At 35.0% G+C, this 21174-nt stretch carries 26 protein-coding genes; 6 read left to right on the top strand and 20 right to left on the bottom strand.

What is annotated here, in order from left to right:
• Positions 1 to 158: 158 nt before the first annotated feature.
• A complete protein-coding gene (locus N0O92_RS15255) occupies positions 159 to 539 on the bottom strand; it encodes a hypothetical protein (RefSeq protein ID WP_315615523.1) in 381 nt (126 codons plus the stop codon).
• 256 nt (positions 540 to 795) lie between these two features.
• On the opposite strand from N0O92_RS15255, the gene N0O92_RS15260 reads away from it, so the two are divergent.
• On the top strand, positions 796 to 972 hold the full coding sequence (locus N0O92_RS15260; RefSeq protein WP_315615524.1) for a hypothetical protein: 177 nt from the start codon (positions 796 to 798) through the stop codon (positions 970 to 972).
• Positions 973 to 1157: 185 nt separating this feature from the next.
• Positions 1158 to 1355, top strand: a complete 198-nt coding sequence (locus tag N0O92_RS15265) for a cold-shock protein (RefSeq protein WP_315615525.1) — start codon at positions 1158 to 1160, stop codon at positions 1353 to 1355.
• Positions 1356 to 1450: 95 nt separating this feature from the next.
• On the opposite strand, the gene N0O92_RS15270 is transcribed toward N0O92_RS15265, so the two are convergent.
• From N0O92_RS15270 to N0O92_RS15290, 5 genes are all read right to left on the bottom strand, one after another.
• Positions 1451 to 1747, bottom strand: coding sequence for a hypothetical protein (locus N0O92_RS15270; protein ID WP_315615526.1), 297 nt, complete (start codon positions 1745 to 1747; stop codon positions 1451 to 1453).
• Positions 1748 to 1848: 101 nt separating this feature from the next.
• Entirely contained in the window at positions 1849 to 2376 is a 528-nt protein-coding gene (locus N0O92_RS15275; protein ID WP_315615527.1) for a YceI family protein, read from the bottom strand.
• A gap of 167 nt (positions 2377 to 2543) precedes the next feature.
• Positions 2544 to 4103: a histidine kinase N-terminal 7TM domain-containing diguanylate cyclase gene (locus tag N0O92_RS15280; protein ID WP_315615528.1), complete on the bottom strand. Its 1560-nt coding sequence runs from the start codon at positions 4101 to 4103 to the stop codon at positions 2544 to 2546.
• A 176-nt stretch (positions 4104 to 4279) separates the two neighbouring features.
• Complete coding sequence (locus tag N0O92_RS15285) at positions 4280 to 4558, bottom strand: hypothetical protein (RefSeq protein ID WP_315615529.1); 279 nt, start codon at positions 4556 to 4558, stop codon at positions 4280 to 4282.
• Between the two features lie 245 nt (positions 4559 to 4803).
• Positions 4804 to 5022, bottom strand: coding sequence for a YdbC family protein (locus N0O92_RS15290; protein ID WP_315615530.1), 219 nt, complete (start codon positions 5020 to 5022; stop codon positions 4804 to 4806).
• A gap of 199 nt (positions 5023 to 5221) precedes the next feature.
• Here N0O92_RS15290 and N0O92_RS15295 point away from each other — a divergent pair, with 199 nt between their 5' ends.
• The gene (locus N0O92_RS15295; RefSeq protein ID WP_315615531.1) at positions 5222 to 5674 is read left to right on the top strand and encodes a GNAT family N-acetyltransferase; all 453 of its coding nucleotides are present in this window, start codon (positions 5222 to 5224) and stop codon (positions 5672 to 5674) included.
• Positions 5675 to 5749: 75 nt separating this feature from the next.
• Here the strand turns inward: N0O92_RS15295 and N0O92_RS15300 are convergent, their stop codons facing one another.
• The 5 genes from N0O92_RS15300 to N0O92_RS15320 all read right to left on the bottom strand — a co-directional run bounded on the left by N0O92_RS15300 (position 5750) and on the right by N0O92_RS15320 (position 8947).
• Positions 5750 to 6184: a hypothetical protein gene (locus tag N0O92_RS15300; protein ID WP_315615532.1), complete on the bottom strand. Its 435-nt coding sequence runs from the start codon at positions 6182 to 6184 to the stop codon at positions 5750 to 5752.
• A 149-nt stretch (positions 6185 to 6333) separates the two neighbouring features.
• Positions 6334 to 6672 carry a nuclear transport factor 2 family protein gene (locus N0O92_RS15305; protein WP_315615533.1) on the bottom strand — a complete coding sequence of 113 codons (339 nt, stop codon included), beginning with the start codon at positions 6670 to 6672 and terminating at the stop codon, positions 6334 to 6336.
• A 369-nt stretch (positions 6673 to 7041) separates the two neighbouring features.
• On the bottom strand, positions 7042 to 7182 hold the full coding sequence (locus N0O92_RS15310; RefSeq protein WP_315615534.1) for a YfhD family protein: 141 nt from the start codon (positions 7180 to 7182) through the stop codon (positions 7042 to 7044).
• Positions 7183 to 7456: 274 nt separating this feature from the next.
• Positions 7457 to 8494 carry an alpha/beta fold hydrolase gene (locus N0O92_RS15315; RefSeq protein ID WP_315615535.1) on the bottom strand — a complete coding sequence of 346 codons (1038 nt, stop codon included), beginning with the start codon at positions 8492 to 8494 and terminating at the stop codon, positions 7457 to 7459.
• A gap of 30 nt (positions 8495 to 8524) precedes the next feature.
• On the bottom strand, positions 8525 to 8947 hold the full coding sequence (locus tag N0O92_RS15320) for a hypothetical protein (protein ID WP_315615536.1): 423 nt from the start codon (positions 8945 to 8947) through the stop codon (positions 8525 to 8527).
• A gap of 196 nt (positions 8948 to 9143) precedes the next feature.
• On the opposite strand from N0O92_RS15320, the gene N0O92_RS15325 reads away from it, so the two are divergent.
• The gene (locus N0O92_RS15325) at positions 9144 to 10496 is read left to right on the top strand and encodes a cytochrome P450 (RefSeq protein WP_315615537.1); all 1353 of its coding nucleotides are present in this window, start codon (positions 9144 to 9146) and stop codon (positions 10494 to 10496) included.
• A 66-nt stretch (positions 10497 to 10562) separates the two neighbouring features.
• On the opposite strand, the gene N0O92_RS15330 is transcribed toward N0O92_RS15325, so the two are convergent.
• The 9 genes from N0O92_RS15330 to N0O92_RS15370 form a co-directional block, all read right to left on the bottom strand.
• Positions 10563 to 11288, bottom strand: coding sequence for a hypothetical protein (locus tag N0O92_RS15330; RefSeq protein WP_315615538.1), 726 nt, complete (start codon positions 11286 to 11288; stop codon positions 10563 to 10565).
• Positions 11285 to 12037 (bottom strand): hypothetical protein, encoded by a 753-nt coding sequence (locus N0O92_RS15335; RefSeq protein ID WP_315615539.1) that lies wholly within the window; start codon positions 12035 to 12037, stop codon positions 11285 to 11287. The genes N0O92_RS15330 and N0O92_RS15335 overlap by 4 nt, the downstream gene beginning before the upstream one ends.
• Positions 12021 to 12917 carry an ATP-binding cassette domain-containing protein gene (locus N0O92_RS15340; protein WP_315615540.1) on the bottom strand — a complete coding sequence of 299 codons (897 nt, stop codon included), beginning with the start codon at positions 12915 to 12917 and terminating at the stop codon, positions 12021 to 12023. The genes N0O92_RS15335 and N0O92_RS15340 overlap by 17 nt, the downstream gene beginning before the upstream one ends.
• Positions 12914 to 13297 carry a GntR family transcriptional regulator gene (locus N0O92_RS15345; RefSeq protein ID WP_315615541.1) on the bottom strand — a complete coding sequence of 128 codons (384 nt, stop codon included), beginning with the start codon at positions 13295 to 13297 and terminating at the stop codon, positions 12914 to 12916. Before N0O92_RS15345 ends, N0O92_RS15340 begins: the two co-directional genes overlap by 4 nt.
• A 620-nt stretch (positions 13298 to 13917) precedes the next feature.
• Entirely contained in the window at positions 13918 to 14259 is a 342-nt protein-coding gene (locus N0O92_RS15350; protein WP_315615619.1) for a hypothetical protein, read from the bottom strand.
• 204 nt (positions 14260 to 14463) lie between these two features.
• A complete protein-coding gene (locus N0O92_RS15355) occupies positions 14464 to 15357 on the bottom strand; it encodes a F510_1955 family glycosylhydrolase (protein WP_315615542.1) in 894 nt (297 codons plus the stop codon).
• Positions 15354 to 16691, bottom strand: coding sequence for a sensor histidine kinase (locus N0O92_RS15360; protein WP_315615543.1), 1338 nt, complete (start codon positions 16689 to 16691; stop codon positions 15354 to 15356). The genes N0O92_RS15355 and N0O92_RS15360 overlap by 4 nt, the downstream gene beginning before the upstream one ends.
• A gap of 59 nt (positions 16692 to 16750) precedes the next feature.
• On the bottom strand, positions 16751 to 17446 hold the full coding sequence (locus N0O92_RS15365; RefSeq protein WP_315615544.1) for a response regulator transcription factor: 696 nt from the start codon (positions 17444 to 17446) through the stop codon (positions 16751 to 16753).
• Between the two features lie 60 nt (positions 17447 to 17506).
• Entirely contained in the window at positions 17507 to 18802 is a 1296-nt protein-coding gene (locus tag N0O92_RS15370) for a cell wall-binding repeat-containing protein (protein ID WP_315615545.1), read from the bottom strand.
• 235 nt (positions 18803 to 19037) lie between these two features.
• Here N0O92_RS15370 and N0O92_RS15375 point away from each other — a divergent pair, with 235 nt between their 5' ends.
• On the top strand, positions 19038 to 20297 hold the full coding sequence (locus N0O92_RS15375) for a hemolysin family protein (RefSeq protein ID WP_315615546.1): 1260 nt from the start codon (positions 19038 to 19040) through the stop codon (positions 20295 to 20297).
• Between the two features lie 385 nt (positions 20298 to 20682).
• Positions 20683 to 21129, top strand: coding sequence for an Rrf2 family transcriptional regulator (locus tag N0O92_RS15380; protein WP_315615547.1), 447 nt, complete (start codon positions 20683 to 20685; stop codon positions 21127 to 21129).
• Positions 21130 to 21174 lie beyond the last annotated feature (45 nt).

A 21174-nucleotide genomic window follows, 5' to 3' on the forward strand; every position in this document is an offset into this window, starting at 1 on the left:
TTATAATTATTTTCTTAAAAATAAAAAAGAGATTGTCTCTTTAATCAAGATTTTACTCTTTAGCACACATCAATCGCTACTACGTGCTAAACCATGAGCTTATACTTCAGAAAGCTTTGCTCATTTTGGAGTCAGATCATGATTAGAGACAACCTCTTCTATTTAATGGTCGACTTAAACAACTGTAAAACCTTATTAAAAACTTTTTTTTCTTTTGGCTGTAACTTTTCATCCTTACTAAAAGAATGTTCAGTAGCCTTTTCTTTTGAATCTAAAGATACAATTTGTAAATAAAATGGATTCGTATGTTTGTCTCCCCGTAAGTAACCTCTCAAAAAATTCATTTTCTTATAGGAACCAGTAACCTTCCCATTATAATCCCATTCTATTTCATTGTTATATTGTGTATCCATTCTTTTCTTAAGTGCTAAAGCTTCAACAATAGCTTCTTGAGGTGTATTAAAAAAAGAATCCGTTCTTTTTACCCCTGTTTTCTTAATTCCGTCGCCAGCTTTTGCTTGATAAATTGTTATAGTCATATTGGTCATCCTTTCGTGATTGGTCTCACCTTCTGTTAGTGAGTTTCAACATTAGAAGACCAAAGAATTTATTCTTATTACTAAGTATAACCTATTTATCCATTTATTACTACAGATAGCTAAGTTTATGTTTTTTTTGAGAAATATTGAAAACTTCAACATAAGATTAAGAAGTATGAGATAATATATAAATTAAGTAGCTCGTCATAACCACTGAATAGGAAAAACTGATTACTAATATGAAAGTTGGGTATTAATGAAAAGCAAAAATAAATTTCAAACAAACGAAAAAGTAATTTTGAAATCAACTGGAGAAATTATTACGATTAATAAATTTTCTTACGTTCCGAATATGAAACGCTATTCCTATACTTGTTTAGAACATCCAAGTACTTTTTTCTTTGAAGAAGAAATGCGTTCCATTCAATCGTAAACGACTTTTGATCAAGACAGAAGAGTATTGCATACAAATACAATCAATGATACAATTAGATTAATTATTTTTGTTCGGATAAACTAATAAGATTAAGACTTTCTTCATAGTGGTTTTCTCTTGATGGATTATGTATGAGCAAGGATAGTAATATTTAGTGGATAATCCACAATGGAGGCAATATTATGACACAAGGTACAGTAAAATGGTTTAATGCAGAAAAAGGTTTCGGATTCATCGAAGTTGAAGGTAGTGACGATGTTTTCGTACACTTCTCAGCTATCCAAGGTGAAGGTTTCAAATCTTTAGAAGAAGGTCAAACTGTATCATTCGAAATCGAACAAGGCGCTCGTGGACCACAAGCTGCTAACGTTCAAAAGTAATAAAAAAAGACTCCTACACAGGGGTCTTTTTTTTTATTCTATAGAAGTAGCTTTCTCATCATGTCGAACATGCCATTTATATTTCCCTGCTCAGGTTAAGTAATTAGGGCGTAAAGAAAACTAATTACTAGAAGGAGCAACGAACTAAGCAATAAAGGGTTAAATGTAAGTAATTTGCTTCCTTCTTTTGGAACATGACTTCCTAACGTCTTCATTGCCAAATGCGCTTCCGTTGAAAGTCCGCTTGTAGAAATCAATAAAGCAATGGCTCCTATAATAAAAGCTACATTTACAATCCTATATCCGAGATACCAGCCAATTAAGCTACTGATGAGTAATAACGATAAAAAGAAAATGCTTGTATAAATCATGTATTGTCTAATGTTACGCAACTCCTTTCAACCTTATTATTTTAGTCATGTCTGTTACAAATGTAAAGCTTTAAATAAAGACAAAAAGTACAGCTCCAAATCGCTGTACTTTTTCATTTCTATTATTCGATTACGAACTCGAAGTTCCCTTGTAACTTAACGTCTTTGCCCACTAAGACGCCTCCAGTTTCTAACGCAGCGTTCCATGTTAAGCCATATGCTTCTCTATTAATTTTCCCTTCCACATCGAAGCCTGTAACCATACTTCCATCCATTGGATTTTTCGATGTTCCGTTGAATTCAACTTGGAATTTTTCTGTTTTTTCCACATCTTTTATCTTTACTAATGCCGTCATCTCATATTCATCATCTGAAAGTTTCTTAATTGATTGACTTTGAATCGTTATTGTTGGAAATTTTTCTGCATCAAAGAAATCGGCTGAACGTAAATGACCATCACGATCCTCATTGTTTGTATTAATAGATGATGGATCGACCGTTACTTTTACTTGCAGACCTTCTAAGTTGTTTATATCCCCCTCGACTTCCACATCAAAGCTTTGGAACTCCCCTTTTGCTTTCGAAACCATCATATGTTTTACTGAGAATGCAACCCCACTGTGTACTTTGTCTAATTTAAAAGTTGTCATCATAATCCTCCGTTGTTTGTATTTAAAGTCATAACTAGCTTTTATTCATTTACTTACTTTATGTAATTAACTTTATAATAGTGAATTTGTTTCGTCAAGCAATATTTTCTAAGCCCCTTTTTTGTTTACTTTCTAGAATAATAAAAAACCACAATCATTTGTGGTTTTCAAACAGCTATGATAGATTGATAGAACTCAACGCAGTTTCTACCATTCTTTTTGGACTGATACAACGCTTCATCAGCTTCTAGTAGAAGTTCGTTGATCATCTTTGTCCCCTCTATTTTCGTTTTCTTTTTGGAAGAAACTCCAAAACTAGAGGTTACATTAATTTTATTTTCATTCGCAAAAATAAAGCTTTCTTCAATTTTCAAGCGAATAGCTTGAGCAATTACCATGGCCTCTTTCTCTGATGTTTTTGGCAAACACACTACAAATTCCTCTCCCCCGTATCGGCCAAATATATCTGTAGGACGAATGAACTCTTTGGTAATATTAACAACAAAGGTTAACACAGTATCACCCGCAGCATGCCCGTATGTATCATTTACCTTTTTAAAATGATCTATGTCAAACATGATTAAGGATATGACCTCTTCTTCACTAAGCAAACTTACAGATGTTTCACTCGCTTGCAAAAAGAATCTTCTATTAAACACTTGAGTTAAGCCATCAATGTTCGCTAACTTCTGAAGTTCCTCTTGCATTTGAACACGCTCCGTTACATCAACTAAGGTCATGATCGTTCCTATGTAATCACCCTTTTTACTTTGCACAGGTGAAAAACGAATATGAAAATGTTTCACTTTTCCATGTATAAGAAGGTTATAATCACTTTCTTGCTTCTGACGTATAATATCCGTAAGGTGATCATTGTTTACTAAATCAAAGATAGACTTCCCAACTGCGCGCGAACGTACTTCTGGAATTACAGACAAAACAGCATTATTATAGTCAACAATCACATGATTAAGATTAAGAACAATGACACCTTCTGTTAAACTTTCAAAAACACTATCTCTTGCAATAGGAGCAACATTGAACATTTGAAAGGAGACAAGAGCAGCTGCATGAAACAATAACGAGATACTCATAGAAAGTGGTCCAAGATCTAATCCATAAGGACTTAATCCAGTCAAATAGAAGACACTTCCAATAACCGGAATGATCAAACCTGTAATCATCATTAGCAACTGTAAGCGAAAACGACTCGTCACTTTTCTTAATTGCATTAAAAGAATCCCAACACTTAGGATAATACATACATAAAGAAAAATAGAATGAATATGAAAAAAAGGACCTCCTTCAAGCACAATTACAGGAAACGGACCATCTTTACTCAGCTCCATTGCTGTATAGTAAAGCGAATGAAAATCATTTGTATAATGTGTTGTAAGAGTCAATATTGGAATTCCGTAAAGTAAACCGTACATCCATCGTTTCATCTTATAACCCACATATTCCATACACATGCATAAAATAAAGACAGGCAAAAAAGGCAAAGCGATGTACTCTATACGTAACCAAAATTTCACTTGTTCTATTGTCGTACTTGTCATTTCGAGTGTGTAGGAGAAAGTAAAGATCGCAATCATAAATGTAGCTAATATAAAATAAAATCCACCTGGGGCATACTTGATTTTAACAATGGCATACACGCATAAAAATAGACTTAATATTCCTCCGCATATTCCTACTATCATATAAATCATTAATTCTTGCGCCATCTCATCTTCTCCATATAGTAAAAAAGCATTAGTTTTCATTTATTATATAGTGGAAATCGTCTGAAAACTAGCGTTATTTTTAGCAATCTCAAAGATAAAATGGTATAAAAAAGTGGGTATAGTGTAATTTTGTACATAAAAACCCCGTAGAGGAAATACGGGGTACAGACGGCTAATTAGGATGCATGACATGTTTCTTTAAAGATGTGTTTGCATTCTTTTCTAATTTTATTTAAAGTTTCTTCAATAGCCCCTGGCTTCTCAATCAAATATGAGTAAAGTGGCACTAATGAACTATTATTATTTTGCTCAAACATTACTTTTAAAAATTCTTCCGTTAAGATTGATTCCGTTTCATCAGAACAAATTTCAACCTGTTCCCAAACAACGTAGTAATCCTGCTTCACTTCATCTCTCAATAACTCTTTCATGTTCACTAATTCTTTTGTCATCATAATTATCATCTCTTCCGATTTAGCATATTGTTGCATGATTGCCGATCATTATTATACAAGTGATATCAACAAAAATTCAATTAGATTTTTCTGGATACACTTATTATAGTTTTATAGAGCATTTTAAACTGTGCTTTTTCTCACTTTTAAAAATTTATTTACGTTTCTTTCTCTATTTAGGCAAAATAATATGAAAAAAGTGCCTCAAAAGGGAGACACTTTTCAACATCACAATATACATATAGTTATCTGCGTTTGCTTACCGCTTCAACAAGGATCGTAATCTCTTCCTCTGATAATGTTACTCCCTTTCCCATTTTCGAATGATCCGGGGCCCAATCTCGGATATCATATTTAGGGGCACGTCCGTTCCAACTAATAAGATTCAATTCCTTGTTCCAGCCTTTTGACCCTTCTGACAATACAGCAACTGTTTCTATAATCTCAAATTTGAGCTCTGACACAGTAACAACCTCCAAAAAATAAATTCCTTTTTACCCTAGCTTATTTTCTCCATAATTACAATTGTAAATGAATTCAACTTTAGTTTAAAAATAAAACTGGACATATTTGGTTTTGTGAATAAAATAGAGTTTGTAATGAAGCACCGCTTTTAGAGTTGGAGTATTGCTTAGACAAATTGAACCAAAAAGGAGAACGAGAATGCTATTACAAACAGATAGACTACTGTTAATTCCTTGTACGAGCGAGTCTATTGCGCTAGCTCAAGACCAGTCATATGAAATAGGTCCTCATACTCAAGCGTATGTAGAAGAGCTTAAGGAAGATTCAAGCTTATTAGGCTGGGGTGTTTGGTTTGTCATTCATAAAGATTCAAATACCATTGTTGGTGATATAGGATTCAAAGGAAAGGCAGATAAGGAACAATCTGTTGAAGTGGGGTATGGCATTATGCCGACTGCCCAAAATCAAGGATACGCAACCGAAGCAGTAAACGAACTCCTCAAATGGGCATTTACGTGGGAACAAGTTAAAAAAGTTGTAGCTGAGTGCCTTGTCGATAATGGGCCTTCGATTAAAGTTCTAGAAAAACTGAATATGTCGAGAGTAAAGACAGTAGATAATATGATTAAGTGGGAATTAAATAAAAACTAATCATCTGGTCATAGCATATAAGAAGTGCTTCAATTACAGTCAATTGAAACACTTCTTTGTAACAAATAAAAGAATCTATTTGTTTTCGTGCATCCATTTTCTATCACTCACTTTGTACAAACTCTTCGATAAGGTATATCCACACAAAATGAAGATTAGGATAGACATTGTATAACTATCAATCCTATCAAGGTTAGTAAACATACTTAATTGCTTATAAAATGTTTCTACAAGTAATAATAAGAGAACAGGAAAGAGACCTACCCAAATAAATTTAGAATAATGTAAATGCCACTTTCCATAAATTCTGTGTTGGAGAATTAAATATTTCGTTCCAAGTAAGAAACCGAATAAAAACAAAACCTTCACTGGTATGAAAATCGATAAAACATGCTTGACTGGTGAAGTTGGAAAGCTTTCTGACTGTTGCCACGAGTTCGCTACTTCAAATAAATAACCTGATAATAGTAGAATCATACACCATACGATCAATTTAAAGATATGCCTCATCCGTTCTCCCCCTAAAGTTGAAATGAGTCATTCAATGTAACGCAGTTAGATAATCTAACATTCTTTCTAGTCAGTAATGGATATATGTAAAGTTGTCCTACTTATTATGTATGTCGCAGTTAAAGAATTCATGTAAAGAAATCACGCTTCTATCGCAAAAATCGAACATGTTGAATGATACCGTTTACTACTCGATAAACAGCAACAACATGATTTACTTCTTCCCTTCCTCTAGAACCAGTTACTTTTTCTTCATCTAAAACATATTGACCGACAACTGTTCGAGACACTAACTGACAATGTAAATTGGGGCTTGTTTGAAATAGATCTGTATATCTTTTACGCATTTCTTCTGCATTTTTCATAAGGATCTGTCCGGCCCCATCTTCAACAATACAATTCTCTGCGTAGCAATTCATAAAAGACTCAATGTCTCTATTGTTGTAAGCAACTAATTGCTTTTGGGCTGGTATGGTTACATCTATCATTTGGTACCCTCCGTTTTTTAGACATAAGGAAAACTTCCCATCAATTTTTACAAACAATGAGAAGTGATCTTATGTTTTATAAAATTAACTATTTTTCAACTTTCATCTTGAGTAGATGCAGCAAAGAAGGTTCTTGCTGATATTGTTTCTTTCATTAAATTAAGTACTTGTTGAGCTGTTTCATCAAACTTCTTCATAGTGCGTCCCATAAGATAAAAAACCTCATTCTGAAAATAGTCACTTTCAACTATAATGGATCTGTGATCAAAAATATATAGGATAGAGTCAATATCTTATATACCTTTCAAAAAAACAAAAAAATGAGGCTTCTGAATAAAGCAAAGTCTTTATCAGTAGCCTCATGTCTTATTATTTCTTAGTATTGCCTTTTTGCTGTGCTCGCTTATCAGCTTGCTCCATTCTCTCCATCGCTTCTTTATCCTCAGCGTCAGCTAATTCTTCTGAATACTCTACTTCATCAAATTGTCCTTGTGGATTTTTTTTACTCATAACCAGATCCCCCTAGATTATTTTTTCAGGATAAAAGTGACAGCTTTTATCTAATATTAGTATTTACGATCATGTTTCTGACATGTCTGGTACTTTCTGGTTTTTTTAGAACTCGGATACGAAGCATGGAACAAAAATTAATAAGCATGATTGAAGAGCAGGAACTCTTCTGCTTTATTATTTCTTATGAATTTCGTAAGTTTAAAGGAGGATACTTATTATAAGGAATGAAAAAAGACGTACTAAGGCATGCTCCCACTAATAGTACGTCTGATTACTTTTCAACTAATTCTGACCTTGCTGCTAACCATGTTTGTAGAAATTTTGGTATTTTTCCCGTCATAGCTAGTGTCACATGCCCACCTTTTTCGCGTTTATACGTTTTATCTAGACTCCCTAATTGCTCAAGTAAAGGCAATGTTAAGATTTCTGGTACGAGTTGATCTCCCTCTGTTGAGATAACTAATGCATTCGCTTCAATATTCGATAACAACACTGGTTCACCTTTAATCACCAACTTATTATTTATGAGTTTATTATCTCGAACAACCTCATTTATTAATTGTTTTAATGTGACTCCAGCGAAAGGGACATGACTTTTTACCCAGCGATGAAACAACCTCCACTTTTTTACCGCTTCTCGGTCATTTGCATGATGAAGCAGCGACAAATAGGAGCTGAACGTTACTGGTGATATTGCTAAGCGTAACACTAACTCCACCATTCTTGCTGGAACAACTGTATGCTGGTCAAATAAGTCTTCTATGTTTATCTCTTTATTCTTCAAGGAGGCAAACCATTTTTTCATAATCGGAGTTTCACTAAAATTAATCGGAGGTGCAAAAAGAATCAGGTTTTTCACAGGTTCTTGCGCTATTGCTGCATAGATTACAGCCAATGTTCCACCAAGACAATATCCAACCAAGCTAATATCTTTACTGTCTGCATGAATTAAAGCTCTTTTGACTCCTTTTTGGATGATACTAATATAATCATCAAGCGAGACATCACCATCTTCATACCCTAATTTTCCAAAATCAAGTAAATATACGTCGTAGCCTTCTTTTACATATGATTCAATCATGCTTATTCCCGGTGACAAATCAAGAATATAAGATTCATTAATAAGGGAATAAATTAAAAATAGAGGTGTATTATACTTTTTATGTGGAGATGGGTAGTACCATAAAGTAGCTTTATTTATTTTCCAAACCTCTTTTTTCGGTGTTTGCCCTCTTTTCGGCTGAGGGTCGGTCAAAAGAGATTGAATTCCACTCCATCTGTTCTCTTTCTTTTTTTGTTTTCTTTTCAATTTTTACACCTCCTCCTTTCTCATAATTCCTTATTTTTTAAAATTTTGTTGATTAATCGAATTGATTAAGTTCTTTAATAACCTTTCTCTTATCTCTTCCTTCGTCAATCGTTTCTTACAACTTTTTTTCTTTTCAACATACGGTAATGGTGTGATTCGTTCCTCTAGACTATCAAGTTTTTCCTCAATCTGTTTCGCTAATTTCCCTACATTTGCTACGTCATCTTTTGTAGGGATATTTAAATAAACCGTTAAGAGATTCATATACTCTCGTAAATCTTTTACCCATTTCCCATGAATTTTCGCCCCACATTTTAACAGATTTATCATTTTACCGTCCTCTAACAAATGATGAATTGCCTTATTTACTTTCCTTTCTGATTTATATCCTAGTAGTTTTGCTAGTTCATAATAATCAATCTTTATCTCTTTTCTTTTTTTCTTTTTACCCATTTCAACTCTCCTTTGTTCTACGTCTTTCGTATTCATAGCTATTATTTTTATATTCATGATCTCTACATGTGGTTTGCAGCTTCGTCTATTTTTCCAGCTATCTCGGTGCCCTTTTCTAATTCCGCTAGCGTACAAGCCAAAATATGGAGCAGGCATACACTAAAACGTAGCTCAGTTTTTTAGGAGGTAAAGACTAGTGACTGAACAAAGTAGAAACAGAATAAAAGTCCCGAGTGGAAAATGGTTAACCGGCCATCTAACAGATTTCCAAAAAGATCCACTGACCTTTCTTACCATGCTCTCTCGTGAATATAAGGATATGGCACAAATACGTTTTGGCCCATTTACGCGAGTATATGTGGTGTCAAACCCTAACTTAATTAAAAAAATACTCGTTACCAAACAGACCAATTTTAGAAAATCGCAAGACTTACAAATTTTAAAAGATGTTGTTGGAGAAGGATTACTTACCAGTGAGAAAGACGTCCATCTAAGGCAGAGACGTCTGATTCAACCTTCTTTTCGACATTCACACATCAATCGTTATGCTAATGATATGATTAAAACAACAAGTGATTATATTGAAAAGTGGGAAGATAAGAAAGAGTATAATATGTCCGATGAGATGATGAATATTACTCTCGGAATTATTAGCAAAACGATGTTTAGTATGGATTTTGATGAAGGTGTCTCTAAAATTGGCGAACCAATGGAAACCTATATGAGGTTAGCGATAAAGAGGATGAGATCGATTTCTCCACTTCCTTTATGGGTTCCAACAAAGGCAAATAAGAAGTATAAACAATCAATTCATTCTCTTAATGAAGTAATTGCCTCCATTATCAATAATAGAAGGCAGGACGATCGTACGTACGAAGATCTTCTCGGTGTATTACTACAAGCTCGTGATGAACGTGATGGGCTAGGAATGACAGACGACCAATTAAAAGATGAGCTAATGACCATTTTTTTAGCAGGACATGAAACAACGGCTAATGCACTAACTTGGACCATGTATTTGTTAGCAGAAAACCCTGGTATTGCAGAGAAATTGAGTGACGAAATCGATAGAGTAATTGGGAACAATCCAGTTGAACCCAAACATTTTAAAGATTTGTCTTATACACAAAATATCATTTCAGAATCCCTTCGCCTCTATCCACCTGCCTACCTTATCGGTCGCCAAGTGATAAAAGATGTAAGAATAGGAACGTATTCTTTAAAAAAAGGTGACATGGTTATTATGAGTCAATACGCTATGCATCGAAACGATCAATATTTTGATGAACCAGATACCTTTAAACCAGAACGCTTCGAGAACAATTTCGTCAAGACCATTCCCACATACGCTTATTTTCCTTTTGGCGGAGGCCCTCGAGTTTGTATTGGTAACCATTTTGCCATGATGGAATCTGTCCTCGTCTTAGCGTGTATTGCGCAACGCTTCCGTTGGAAGCTCGCGCCCAATCATCATCGAGTGAAGCCTCAACCTCTTATTACATTAAGACCGAAACATGGATTACGTATGGTTCTAGAAGAGAGAAACTAATATTACAAACTAGAAGGCGCAAATTTTTTAGGATTTGCGCCTTCTCTTTCACTCTAATAGTTCGATTTAGTTCCCACTGCCTACAAACTGAATATATAGATCAGATCGATCAACTAGCTTTAAATCGTTTGGAATTCGTAAAAATAAAATAGACGGTCCTACTTGTACTGACGTATATTCATGGTTCATTAACCCTGTATCTTTACCAACAAACTGAGTTATTGTAAAATCTTTTGCAAACTTTGTGACATGTACATTCACGTCTTCTCCTTGTTGAAGGAATAACGTATTACCTTCTTGTTTAATTACTGTTGGATTAATTAGATGTGTAATATCAAAACCTTCAACCATAGGCCTTGTTGTATAATAAGCAATTTCTACTTCTCCATCACTTTCTTCTTTTCTCTGGGCAAAGACAGACACCCCTAAATAATCCGTATTTCTTGTTTCTAGATAAAGGGCATCATCTTCCACACTAAATGTCCATTTTTCAGCTACATGAGCAGAATCAAACGTATCCAGGCTTCCTTGATGAGCGGCATCATAGAAATCCTGATGCTTCTTATCAAGTTCTTCTTGACTAATGATGTAATTATTAGACGTAGATTCTACTGGAATAAAAAAAGAAAAGACAAGTACTACAAGTAAAAATACACTATATCCAATTAACAAACTTCTTGTTTTTGCTCCTGAAATAGGGAATTTTCTTTTTGTTCTTGATTGTTTCATTGAAAATATTACTATCAAACCTATGACGATAATAATTGGAAGAAAAGTAGCTAATAACATCATTGTTTTACCTCCAATTTGTTTGATAAAAAGAGTGAACTGCCAAATAGTAAACTACTAAGGCACACAACTTTTATGATAAATAGTAAAAAGGACGACTCTGTAAAAATAAACGTTCCCATAGTAATGAGTAGATTGCTTTGCCCCGCTCTAGCTTCAACAAAGAGTGTACCAAAGAAAATGACAGGAAGAAGAATCCCAAACAATTTACTTAACTGAATAAGTGTACCAACAAAATAACCTAGCGCACTAAAAAGAAAAATGTATAAAGTCGTCGCAGCGAAACCTAGCAATAATTCCGTTGGTGAATAAAATATCCCAGTTTCTAAAAGAACTTCATGATCTAATAGAAAATAGGCAATGACTTTTAGAAGTGGACTTGTAAACATAGCGAAGAGCGCTGCAATCAAACTAGCGGTTGCAAGAAAAACCATATTTGATAGATTGCTAGCTATTCGATTACTAACAAACGTAAAATCATCATAACGAAACGTTTTCGTTGTAAGAAAAATAGAGTGAATAAATGCCCACAACATCGTGAACGCAATGACTAACGTAGACGAGTAATAATAAACATTGATTGAAAAACCGTTTCCTCCCGTCCCCATTTGTCCGACTCCATTTAACGAAAAAAGAACAGCAATAAGTTGTAAAAAAACGAGCGAATTCAATAGACCTATATTGGCTTTTAATTTATATTTATATAATTTTTTGGTTGCAGTTGCCAGCGTTACATTATTTAAAGACATCATCAATCCCTCCCTTAGATGTATTTGTCAAATAAACACATAGGTCGTTTGATGCTACTTGTGAAATCGTTATTCCTGTAGCGGTTAGTTTCGCTAATTCTTCTTTAGTAAATGTATTTTCCACAACAACGTAGTTATCGTTTATCCCTACACGACTCTCATAATATACTTCTTTATTAGAAATCCATTTTTGAATTTCGTCTTTTTTTCCTGTTAAGCCAACAGCTAGCTCTTTCAATTCCATTAAGGACATGTGCAAATAAACTTGACCATCTTTTAATAACAGGATATCTTCTAGCAATTCTTCAATTTCATTTAAGTGGTGACTCGACAAAAGAATGGTACGTGGATGTGCTAAATAATCCTTCAGTAACGCACGGTAAAAATCACTTCTTACAGCCGCGTCCATTCCCGTTGTTGGTTCGTCAAATATGGTTAACGCACATCGTGATGCTAATCCTATTATCATATTAAACGTGCTTTTCTTGCCTTTTGATAATTGATCATGTGTTTGTTTCGGATGAAATGAGAAATACGAAAAAAGTCGTTCTGCGAGTTCGCAGTCCCAGTTTTCATAAAACATCTCTGCGTTATTTAAAATTTCAGCTAGATTTAAAGAAGATGGCAAATTCATTTGATCATCTACAAAAATGGTATTTGCTGAAACCATTAAACTATTAAATGGGTGCTCTGAAAACACTTTTACATCTCCAGAGCTCTCTTGTATATAGCCAGCTAAAATTTTTAACGTCGTCGTTTTTCCTGCTCCATTTCTACCAATGATTCCAGTAATTTTATTTTTTTCAATCGAAAAAGTGAGGTTTTCTAAGGCAGTTTCTCTTCCGTACCTTTTTGTTACATTAATACAGTCAATAACACTCACGATCCATCCTCCTTTATTTCGTTATATACGTTATGAATCATTTCTACTAACACGGTTTCACTCACCTGCAAGTATTTGGCTTCCATGACTACGTTGACGACTAATTGTTTTAAAGTTTCATTTTTCCTACGATTTACTATCCTCTCTCTTGCGTCGCTAGCAACAAATAAACCGAGACCTCTTTTTTTATATAAAATCATTTCATTTGCTAAAACATTTAACCCTTTAGCTGCCGTTGCAGGATTAATATTAAACATTTCTGCCAATTGATATTGCGAATACACTTTTTGATCAGGTTCAAAATTCCCGCGTAATATCTCTGTTTCTATCCAATCAGATATTTGCACATAAATAGGCTTAGATCCGTCATGATGAATCATTCTGCTACAACACCCCCTACTAATATAGTGCATTACTGATGTAATGTAGTATATTCTCATATAATAAAAAATTCAACTACTTTTTTCAAATTTATCCATATTTCCTTTCACAATTTGAATTGTTTTCTTATGCTGATAATAAGGACTACTTCACTCTGAGAGTATAGAAGGATTTTAGGGGGAATTGGGCTAATAGAAAGAAAAACTAACGTCTTCATGGTCACAACCTTGAAAGTACAGCCTAATCTTTCGTTATGATGGATTTGCTGTGTTTCATAACAGCTTTTTGATAAATAGTAATGGAGAGTTCAAAAAAGAGTGGGGAATTTCACTGGAAAAAATCGCCTATCAATATAATATAAATCCCTTAATCGTATATGAATTGCTCAGAACAGAAAACTGGGATAACATTTTTCCGAACTTGTTGGTTGAAAGACCCACTTTGGCACACCGATATTAGAGAGTAAAGGAAGATCTCTTATAGACTTTCTAATTCCATACTTGTATGTTTCATGTTTTAGTGTACAGAAGCTAAGCTGGCTTATAACAATCTACCTCTCCCTTTTTAATAAGTACAAATGACAACATTCTATTAATGATGCAAAAGAAAAAAACTTTTACTACCGAACATATTCAGCTTCATATGAGTTTTCACCTGCATGAACAGATAGAAGTGTATTGGCATATCCAACGAGACGATTGACTAATTCATCAGATATAGCATATACAAGTGGATCTAACTCTCCTTTAAAGAGCTTTGGGTCATCAAAGATAATCGTTGTATGAATGTAAATGTCGTGATTACCTTGTAGATCATAATGAATAATCACCTTTCCTGCTGCTCCTCCTGTTTTAGGATCTTTGTAGTTGCTAAGAAACACAAACCATTCTTCTGCTGTTGCGGACCTGAAATTCTTTGTAAAAGACAAGGCCTTTAATTCAGAGTTTATCTTTTCCTCCATCTCTGGACTCGTTAAATTCACAATTTTCCTTGGCACGTTTATCACCACTTTTTATGTTTATCTATAGCTATTTTCCCCAGAATCTAATTAAAAACACTATCGTCTATTCATATAGCTTGGTCCCAGTCTAACCATTTTTACAATTCGCTTACCTGTTTTACATATAATAGAGGACTAGCAACTGCTAGCCCTCTTCATTTTATATTAATGATGAATAACTCCTTCAGTTGCGAGCCTTTCCCAACTCTCCCCAAAATCTTCTGTCTGATAGATGCTCTGCCCAGCAGTTCCAACAATTAGTTTCCTTTCATCTTTTGGATGAACAGCTATATAGGTAACGACATCTTCATGTAACTTCAGGTGAAGTGGTTTCCAAGAGTGGCCGAAGTCTTCACTTACGTGTAACCCTTCTTTTTCCCCTAAAAGGTACGCGAATAGCTTCTCTGATTCATTTACTGTTTGGAAAGATGTTACCATAAGCCGATTGTCGTATTCTGTCCAAGTTTCTCCTCCATTCTCCGAAGTATATATACCAACCTCCGTACTAGCTAAAAGATATTCAGGATTTTGTGGATGTGACGCAAGCGCATATATGTCTCCTGCCGTAACGGGTAAACCATCTATTTCAACTTGTTCCCAATCGTAACCACCATTTTTCGTTTTATAAAGCATTGAGTTGTAAGAATCAATGCCATACATCATGTTCTCATTCCCCAAGTTGACGTGCAGAACATGAAAATCTACATCCCCATGTAAAGCAATTGGTTCCCATGATTGACCTTTATTCTCACTAATCATTACACCAAGTGGATTTTCTAGTTTTGAACGAATACTCGGATGGCCACTTGAGATCATTGTTCCATCCTCCAACATCGTAAATCCCATAAAATCGTGATGTTCTGCTTCTTCCCCTACTTGATTCCAACCTGATTCATCAACCTGTATCAACCCGTGGTGGGTAGCCAAATAAAAACCGCTCCCTTCTTGATCATATTCCAAGCCGTGAACATGCATGAATGTCTCTACTTCCTCGGCATATCCACAAGCTGATAAAGTTGCAATAAAGATAACTATTAGCCCTAATCCTAACCTTTTCATAAATTTTCCTTTACTCCTCCCTCGTCCATCGGCAAATAAATTGTAAATACTGTCCCTTCATTTCTTACACTAGAGACATGTATGTTGCCACCATGTAAGACAACAAGTTGTTTGGTGATCGCTAATCCTAAACCACTTCCTCCATGCTTTGTAGAGCGCGATTGGTCTACCCGATAAAATCTTTCCCAAATATGTTTCAGATCTTTTTCAGGAATTCCCTCCCCATTATCTTGTACGGTAATTGAAATTCTTGCATCTTTTCTCTCGATTATAAGTTTAATTTCCCCACCAGTACGAGTGTGACGGATTGCATTACTGAGTAGATTTAAGATCACTTGTTCCATTCTTATCGGATCGACATTAGCGATAATTTCACTAGGGTCATAAGAGAAATGAAGATTTATCTCTTTTTGAGAAGCTGCAACCTTAGCTTTTTGGACCGTTCTCATTCCCAACTCAACTAGATCTTCTTTTTCCTTCACAATAGCAAACTTTCCTTCATCTAATCTCACTAATTGAAAAATGTCATTCACTAAACGCTCCATCCGAACAGCCTCTTGGTGAATTACGGTCGATTGTTCTTGCACGTCGCTCTCCGTACTTTTCTCTTTTAGAATGGCTGCATAGGCCTTAATATAGGTTAACGGAGTGCGTAGATCATGAGAAACATTGGATAAAAATTGTTGCCGTGTATCACGGTATTTTTTTAATTGTTCTGCCATAGACGATATATCCTTTTTTAAATCTGCTATTTCATCTTTTCCATTTGCCGTCAAAACTATATCGAAATTCCCCTTTGCAATGGCTCTAGTTGAATGTCGAACTTCAACTAGGGGAGCCGTCCACCTTTTGGATAGATAAATGGTGATACTCCCAGATAATAGAAGCGAAAATAATGTCATGATGAGGGAAATAAGTAATAAATTCAATTTGGATTGCTCAAATTCACCCGTATCTTGATCAATGAATAAATAGCCAAGAACGGCTTGGTTTTGCATAATTGGAACCGCCGACCATACATGTGGAATGTGATTGGCCATTATCTCAACAAACTCGGTCTTACTTGTCATGCCTAGATGACTTATCCACTCCCGGTAAAAAATAAGACGTTCAGAGTCAATGGGATATGAATGATCTATCACACCAAATTGAGAGTCGAAAATAATGAAGGAACTTTCCTGTCCCCTTCTTTCCATTAATACGACATGATGAAGGGTATGCTCCGAAAAATCATCCTCAAGTACTTCCTTGTGTGCTTGTAATCGATACTCTATATCTTGCTGTAACTGATTTTTATAAAATTGTTTCGATACTTGATAAAACGAGATACTCATTGCGACAATTCCTATAAATGTTGAAACAAAGATAATTAGAATTAGTTTTGTTGAGAGTTTCATTTTACGTATTCAGGTTGCGATAACTTGTAACCAACTCCCCATACAGTCTCGATGATCCTCCTGTTTTGTCCGGCGCTATTTAGTTTCTCTCGAATATTTTTTATGTGTGTATCGATGTTTCGGTCATATCTTTCACCAAGGTCATCCCATTCTAACTCAAGCAATTGTTCTCTTGTAAAGACTTGTCCAGGATGAAAGAACAACCTTAGAAAGATTTGATATTCCTTTCTTGTAAAAGGGATTGTTTTCCCTTCACACATAAACTCTTTTTCATTTTCATGTAATGTAATGCCATAAAGCTGTGTCACTTTTTCACTTTTGTTCGCTTTTTCAAACCTTCTTAATACGGATTTGACCCGCGCTTTTAATTCACTTGGCTCAAATGGCTTCGTAATGTAATCATCGGCGCCTAAATTTAATCCTTTTACAATCTCATCCGTTTCTCCTAATGCCGTTAACAAAATAACTGGTACTGTTACTTTTGTTTGTTGCATCTTTGTTAACACCTCATACCCTGTCATTTCCGGCATCATGATATCTAATAAAAGTCCATCATAATGTTTTTCAGTTAACAACTGAATAGCCTCTTCACCTGAAGAGGCTGTATCAATCATATAATTTTCACCGCTCAAACAAACAGCAATTAACTTCTGCATCTGTATTTCATCGTCTACTAGTAAGAGCTTCGTCATTTGGATCTCCTTCTTAAAAATAGGAAGGTATTTAATCAATTTATACCTTCCTCATTTTCATTAATGATGTGCGTGATCATTTCCATGCGCTGAGACTATTTCTAATATCTCATCTATCATACCTTGTGTTTGAAACGAAATCAGATCAAATGATCCCATTACATATCCATGATTGTAAGGTCCCTCCGTTGGGTCTTCTTCAAATTTTGGCTTTGCTGTTGCTAAATATTGATATAAAGAATCGGTCATGTTGCCATGATCCAACCAGAGCATCGGGGCATGTTTTCCCAAATGGGCAAATGGTGCTGCAGCAATTGCTAATTCAGGCACAGCAGTTGAAGCAAATACGAAACCATGTCCAGCCTCCGTTATTCCCCAGCCAAAGTTATTATCATCTTTAAACGATGAAAAAGCAATGGATTGCTCAACTGGGTTATCCCCCGAAATTCGTGTAACTGTTCCAAATTCACGTAGTTGATCTTCGGTGTCTTTCGATATAATTTCCTCTGGGCCTACAAGGTAGATCACTGCGTTCCCATTGCGTTTTTCTAGCGCTCGAATCGTTTCCTCAGGTATACCATCTTCTTCTACATAGAGAAGAGATTCGTTCATATGTGCAATCCAATTCCCAACAGGTACCGTGTATCCAATTGCTTTCTCATCCGACGAACCGATTATTACTGTTGTTTGAACATGATCAATCGTATCGAAAAAAGTTTGTTCGATCTTCTCGGCAAAATCGGCCGGGTTATCTCCGTTAATTTGTTCAACCGTATAATCAGCTAGTTTGTTCAATTCTTCATTCGTAAACTCGCCTATTACTAACACCTGAGTTCCTTTATCATTTCCTTTCGGTTGAAGACGATTAATTTCTGTTAATACGTTATCTGAAATCACTTCATCGACAAAAAGCAATGGACCATCATTAGGGTGATGAACTAAGGTCAAAGCCGCTAATGAATATTGCCAATTTCCCATCGGAGCTAAAATAACCGTACCTGGTTGGTTTTGTTCATGTGTGGCAGGCCAAACTGTTTGTGATACATGAATGGATGCCAAGACAGGGTCTTCTTCATTGATCCTTGTCACATTTTTTGTATTTTCTATTAATAATCCATTCAAGACTTGCTCGTTGAAAGAAGTAGGTGTTGTGGCAGGCTCCCCTTCTGCTGATTCATGAGCCTCATCTGAATGATCGTTTTCGTGTTCATTGTGTTCATTATGCTCATCTTGTACACTTTCAGATTCCTGTTGATGTTCATGATGTTCAGTCGTTTCATCATTCGCACAGCCAACCATAAAAATGGATACTCCTAGTAAGATCGTTAGTAGTGCACTTTTGTTACTCTTTTTCATAATAAAACCCTCTTTCTCATGTACTCTTTTAGACGTTGTTGATCATACCGAAAATTTATGTAGAAAAAATGAAGATTGTAGGTGTTCGAAAAATGTTCAATAAATATCTTTTCACTATCATTCCAGCGTCTTCATATCTTTATTACTAATTAACCTTAAATTGGGCATGCTTTTATAAAGACTGGACTGTTATCAAATAAAAAACCTTCTTTATTGTGTTGGGAGGCGTGACAAATTGTCTGAAATACCCATTAGCCTTATCTTTCTTTTATTCTTTTTGTTATTTTTATCAGCATTTTTCTCGTCAGCAGAAACAGCTTTTTCAAGTGTAAATAAAATTCGTTTAAAAAACTATGCAGATGAAGGGCTTAAAGGAGCCAAAAGTGCTTTAGTCATCTCAAACAAATTTGATGAAACATTAACGACCATTCTAGTCGGGAATAACTTAGTAAACATCGCCGCGGCTACCTTATCTTCTCAGTTAGCGATTTTTTTGTTTGGTCCTAACTTAGGAGTCTTTATTAGTACAGTTGTTTTAACGATACTTGTGCTAATCTTCGGGGAAATTCTACCAAAATCTTTTGCAAAAGAATACGCGGAAATCTACACATTAAAAATTGCTGGTATTTTAGCCATTTTAATTGCTCTTTTTAAACCAATCACGTGGGCTTTTAATCATATTAGAAAAGGAGTCTCAAGATTTTTACGTAAAAAAGAGAATCACCCTTCCATGACAGAGGATGAAATCAAAGTCATGATTGATATTAGCGAAGAAGAAGGGGTTATTGAAACTCACGAAAAAGAGCTTGTTCACCGGTCGCTCGAATTTAATGACATCATCGTTGCTGAAATTCTAAAACCACGAACAGACATTGTCGCCATCAATATGAAGAGCTCGATTGATGACATTAAAAAAGTCTTTTTTCGGGAGCATTATTCACGTATTCCTGTTTATGAAGAGAGTATTGATAATATTGTTGGGATCCTCTCTGAAAAAGACTTCTTGAAGTTTTTAATTGTCCAAAAAGAATCCACGATTAAGGAGCTCTTACGAACGCCATTATTTGTGGTCGAATCAATGAAGTTGTCGACTTTACTGCCAGAGTTACAAAAACAAAAAACTCATATGGCAATTGTTATTGATGAATATGGTGGAACCGCAGGACTTGTCACTCTAGAAGACATACTCGAAGAAATTGTCGGTGAAATTTGGGACGAACATGATGAAAAAGTGAAGTTGTTTAATCAAATTGATTCAACCACTTATATTATTTCCGCTGATTATTCACTTGATGATTTCGCAAGGTTAACGAATGTTGAATTGCCCAATTCTTTGTACCATACATTAGGTGGGTGGTTAACAGAAAAATTTCAACGAATTCCCCGTAGAGGTGAACAATTCACATATGAACATGTAATTCTTGAGGTAGAGTCAACAGAAGAAAAAAGGCTACGTGAAATTAAAGTTTCCATTCTAGAGTTAACTCCTAAGTAGAGTTAATCACTTTTGGCTATTCAATTATGCTGAGCGTTACTCTTTGTAGGAGGATCAAGCAAATTGATACACTTTCTGATCCTCCTTCTTTTACACTTCCCCTTCCCAAGCTCTAGCACTTTTATCTAGATCCATTCACAGGTGATTTGCCATTCATTTCCCTTATTACTATATCGATGTTATTTTATCTTACACAGTTTTTGCGTTTTCCGATGACTATTTTTTACATAATTACAGACAAACTTCTCCATTTCATGTACGATAGTGTTATTAGGTAAGCGAAATTCTTTTTTTAAGGTTTCTCCGAATTTTCACTGTCGCAATACGTGTTATAACATTTTATTAATATAGATTTCTTTACTTGATGATGATTGGAGTGAGTTGAATGCATTTAACTAGTTATACAGATTATTCTCTTCGAACCCTTTTATATTTAGGTACAAAGCCAGATTCAGAACTTGCTAAGATTAAGGATATTGCTACTATATATAATATTTCTACAAACCATATGAGCAAAGTCGTTTATGAACTAGGACAATTAGGTCTAATAAAAACGATTCGAGGTAAAAATGGCGGAATAAAACTTGCTCTACATCCTAAGGATATCAATATTGGTGCTGTTGTTAGAAAAACGGAGAACTTGCATATTGTCGAATGCTTTGATCGTAAAAACAATACTTGTATTATTAGTTCTGCTTGCCGTCTTAAATTTGCCTTAAACGAAGCACTTCAAGCATATTTAAGTGTACTTGATAGATATACATTGGCTGATGTAATGTCTAATCATGGAGAATTGCTTGAAATCTTCACATTTCATGAACAAAATGCATAAATTAAGAAAAGAAAAGGCTGAAGCGAAAGCTGACTATTTTCACCT

It is taken from the genome of Alkalihalobacillus sp. MEB130, assembly GCF_032335535.1.
Taxonomy (GTDB): Bacteria; Bacillota; Bacilli; order Bacillales; family Bacillaceae_D; genus Halalkalibacter.

What these genes read in the sequence shown, in the direction of transcription:
- N0O92_RS15335 (WP_315615539.1), bottom strand. Translation starts at nt 12,037, where the DNA reads ATGATGTCTTTAAATAATGTAACGCTGGCAACTGCAACCAAAAAATTA.
- N0O92_RS15360 (WP_315615543.1), bottom strand. Translation starts at nt 16,691, where the DNA reads ATGAGTATCTCGTTTTATCAAGTATCGAAACAATTTTATAAAAATCAG.
- N0O92_RS15255 (WP_315615523.1), bottom strand. Translation starts at nt 539, where the DNA reads ATGACTATAACAATTTATCAAGCAAAAGCTGGCGACGGAATTAAGAAA.
- N0O92_RS15285 (WP_315615529.1), bottom strand. Translation starts at nt 4,558, where the DNA reads ATGATGACAAAAGAATTAGTGAACATGAAAGAGTTATTGAGAGATGAA.
- N0O92_RS15305 (WP_315615533.1), bottom strand. Translation starts at nt 6,672, where the DNA reads ATGATAGATGTAACCATACCAGCCCAAAAGCAATTAGTTGCTTACAAC.
- N0O92_RS15350 (WP_315615619.1), bottom strand. Translation starts at nt 14,259, where the DNA reads ATGGAGGAAAAGATAAACTCTGAATTAAAGGCCTTGTCTTTTACAAAG.
- N0O92_RS15310 (WP_315615534.1), bottom strand. Translation starts at nt 7,182, where the DNA reads ATGAGTAAAAAAAATCCACAAGGACAATTTGATGAAGTAGAGTATTCA.
- N0O92_RS15365 (WP_315615544.1), bottom strand. Translation starts at nt 17,446, where the DNA reads ATGACGAAGCTCTTACTAGTAGACGATGAAATACAGATGCAGAAGTTA.
- N0O92_RS15280 (WP_315615528.1), bottom strand. Translation starts at nt 4,103, where the DNA reads ATGGCGCAAGAATTAATGATTTATATGATAGTAGGAATATGCGGAGGA.
- N0O92_RS15355 (WP_315615542.1), bottom strand. Translation starts at nt 15,357, where the DNA reads ATGAAAAGGTTAGGATTAGGGCTAATAGTTATCTTTATTGCAACTTTA.
- N0O92_RS15300 (WP_315615532.1), bottom strand. Translation starts at nt 6,184, where the DNA reads ATGAGGCATATCTTTAAATTGATCGTATGGTGTATGATTCTACTATTA.
- N0O92_RS15295 (WP_315615531.1), top strand. Translation starts at nt 5,222, where the DNA reads ATGCTATTACAAACAGATAGACTACTGTTAATTCCTTGTACGAGCGAG.
- N0O92_RS15260 (WP_315615524.1), top strand. Translation starts at nt 796, where the DNA reads ATGAAAAGCAAAAATAAATTTCAAACAAACGAAAAAGTAATTTTGAAA.
- N0O92_RS15380 (WP_315615547.1), top strand. Translation starts at nt 20,683, where the DNA reads ATGCATTTAACTAGTTATACAGATTATTCTCTTCGAACCCTTTTATAT.
- N0O92_RS15265 (WP_315615525.1), top strand. Translation starts at nt 1,158, where the DNA reads ATGACACAAGGTACAGTAAAATGGTTTAATGCAGAAAAAGGTTTCGGA.
- N0O92_RS15275 (WP_315615527.1), bottom strand. Translation starts at nt 2,376, where the DNA reads ATGACAACTTTTAAATTAGACAAAGTACACAGTGGGGTTGCATTCTCA.
- N0O92_RS15330 (WP_315615538.1), bottom strand. Translation starts at nt 11,288, where the DNA reads ATGATGTTATTAGCTACTTTTCTTCCAATTATTATCGTCATAGGTTTG.
- N0O92_RS15320 (WP_315615536.1), bottom strand. Translation starts at nt 8,947, where the DNA reads ATGGGTAAAAAGAAAAAAAGAAAAGAGATAAAGATTGATTATTATGAA.
- N0O92_RS15370 (WP_315615545.1), bottom strand. Translation starts at nt 18,802, where the DNA reads ATGAAAAAGAGTAACAAAAGTGCACTACTAACGATCTTACTAGGAGTA.
- N0O92_RS15345 (WP_315615541.1), bottom strand. Translation starts at nt 13,297, where the DNA reads ATGATTCATCATGACGGATCTAAGCCTATTTATGTGCAAATATCTGAT.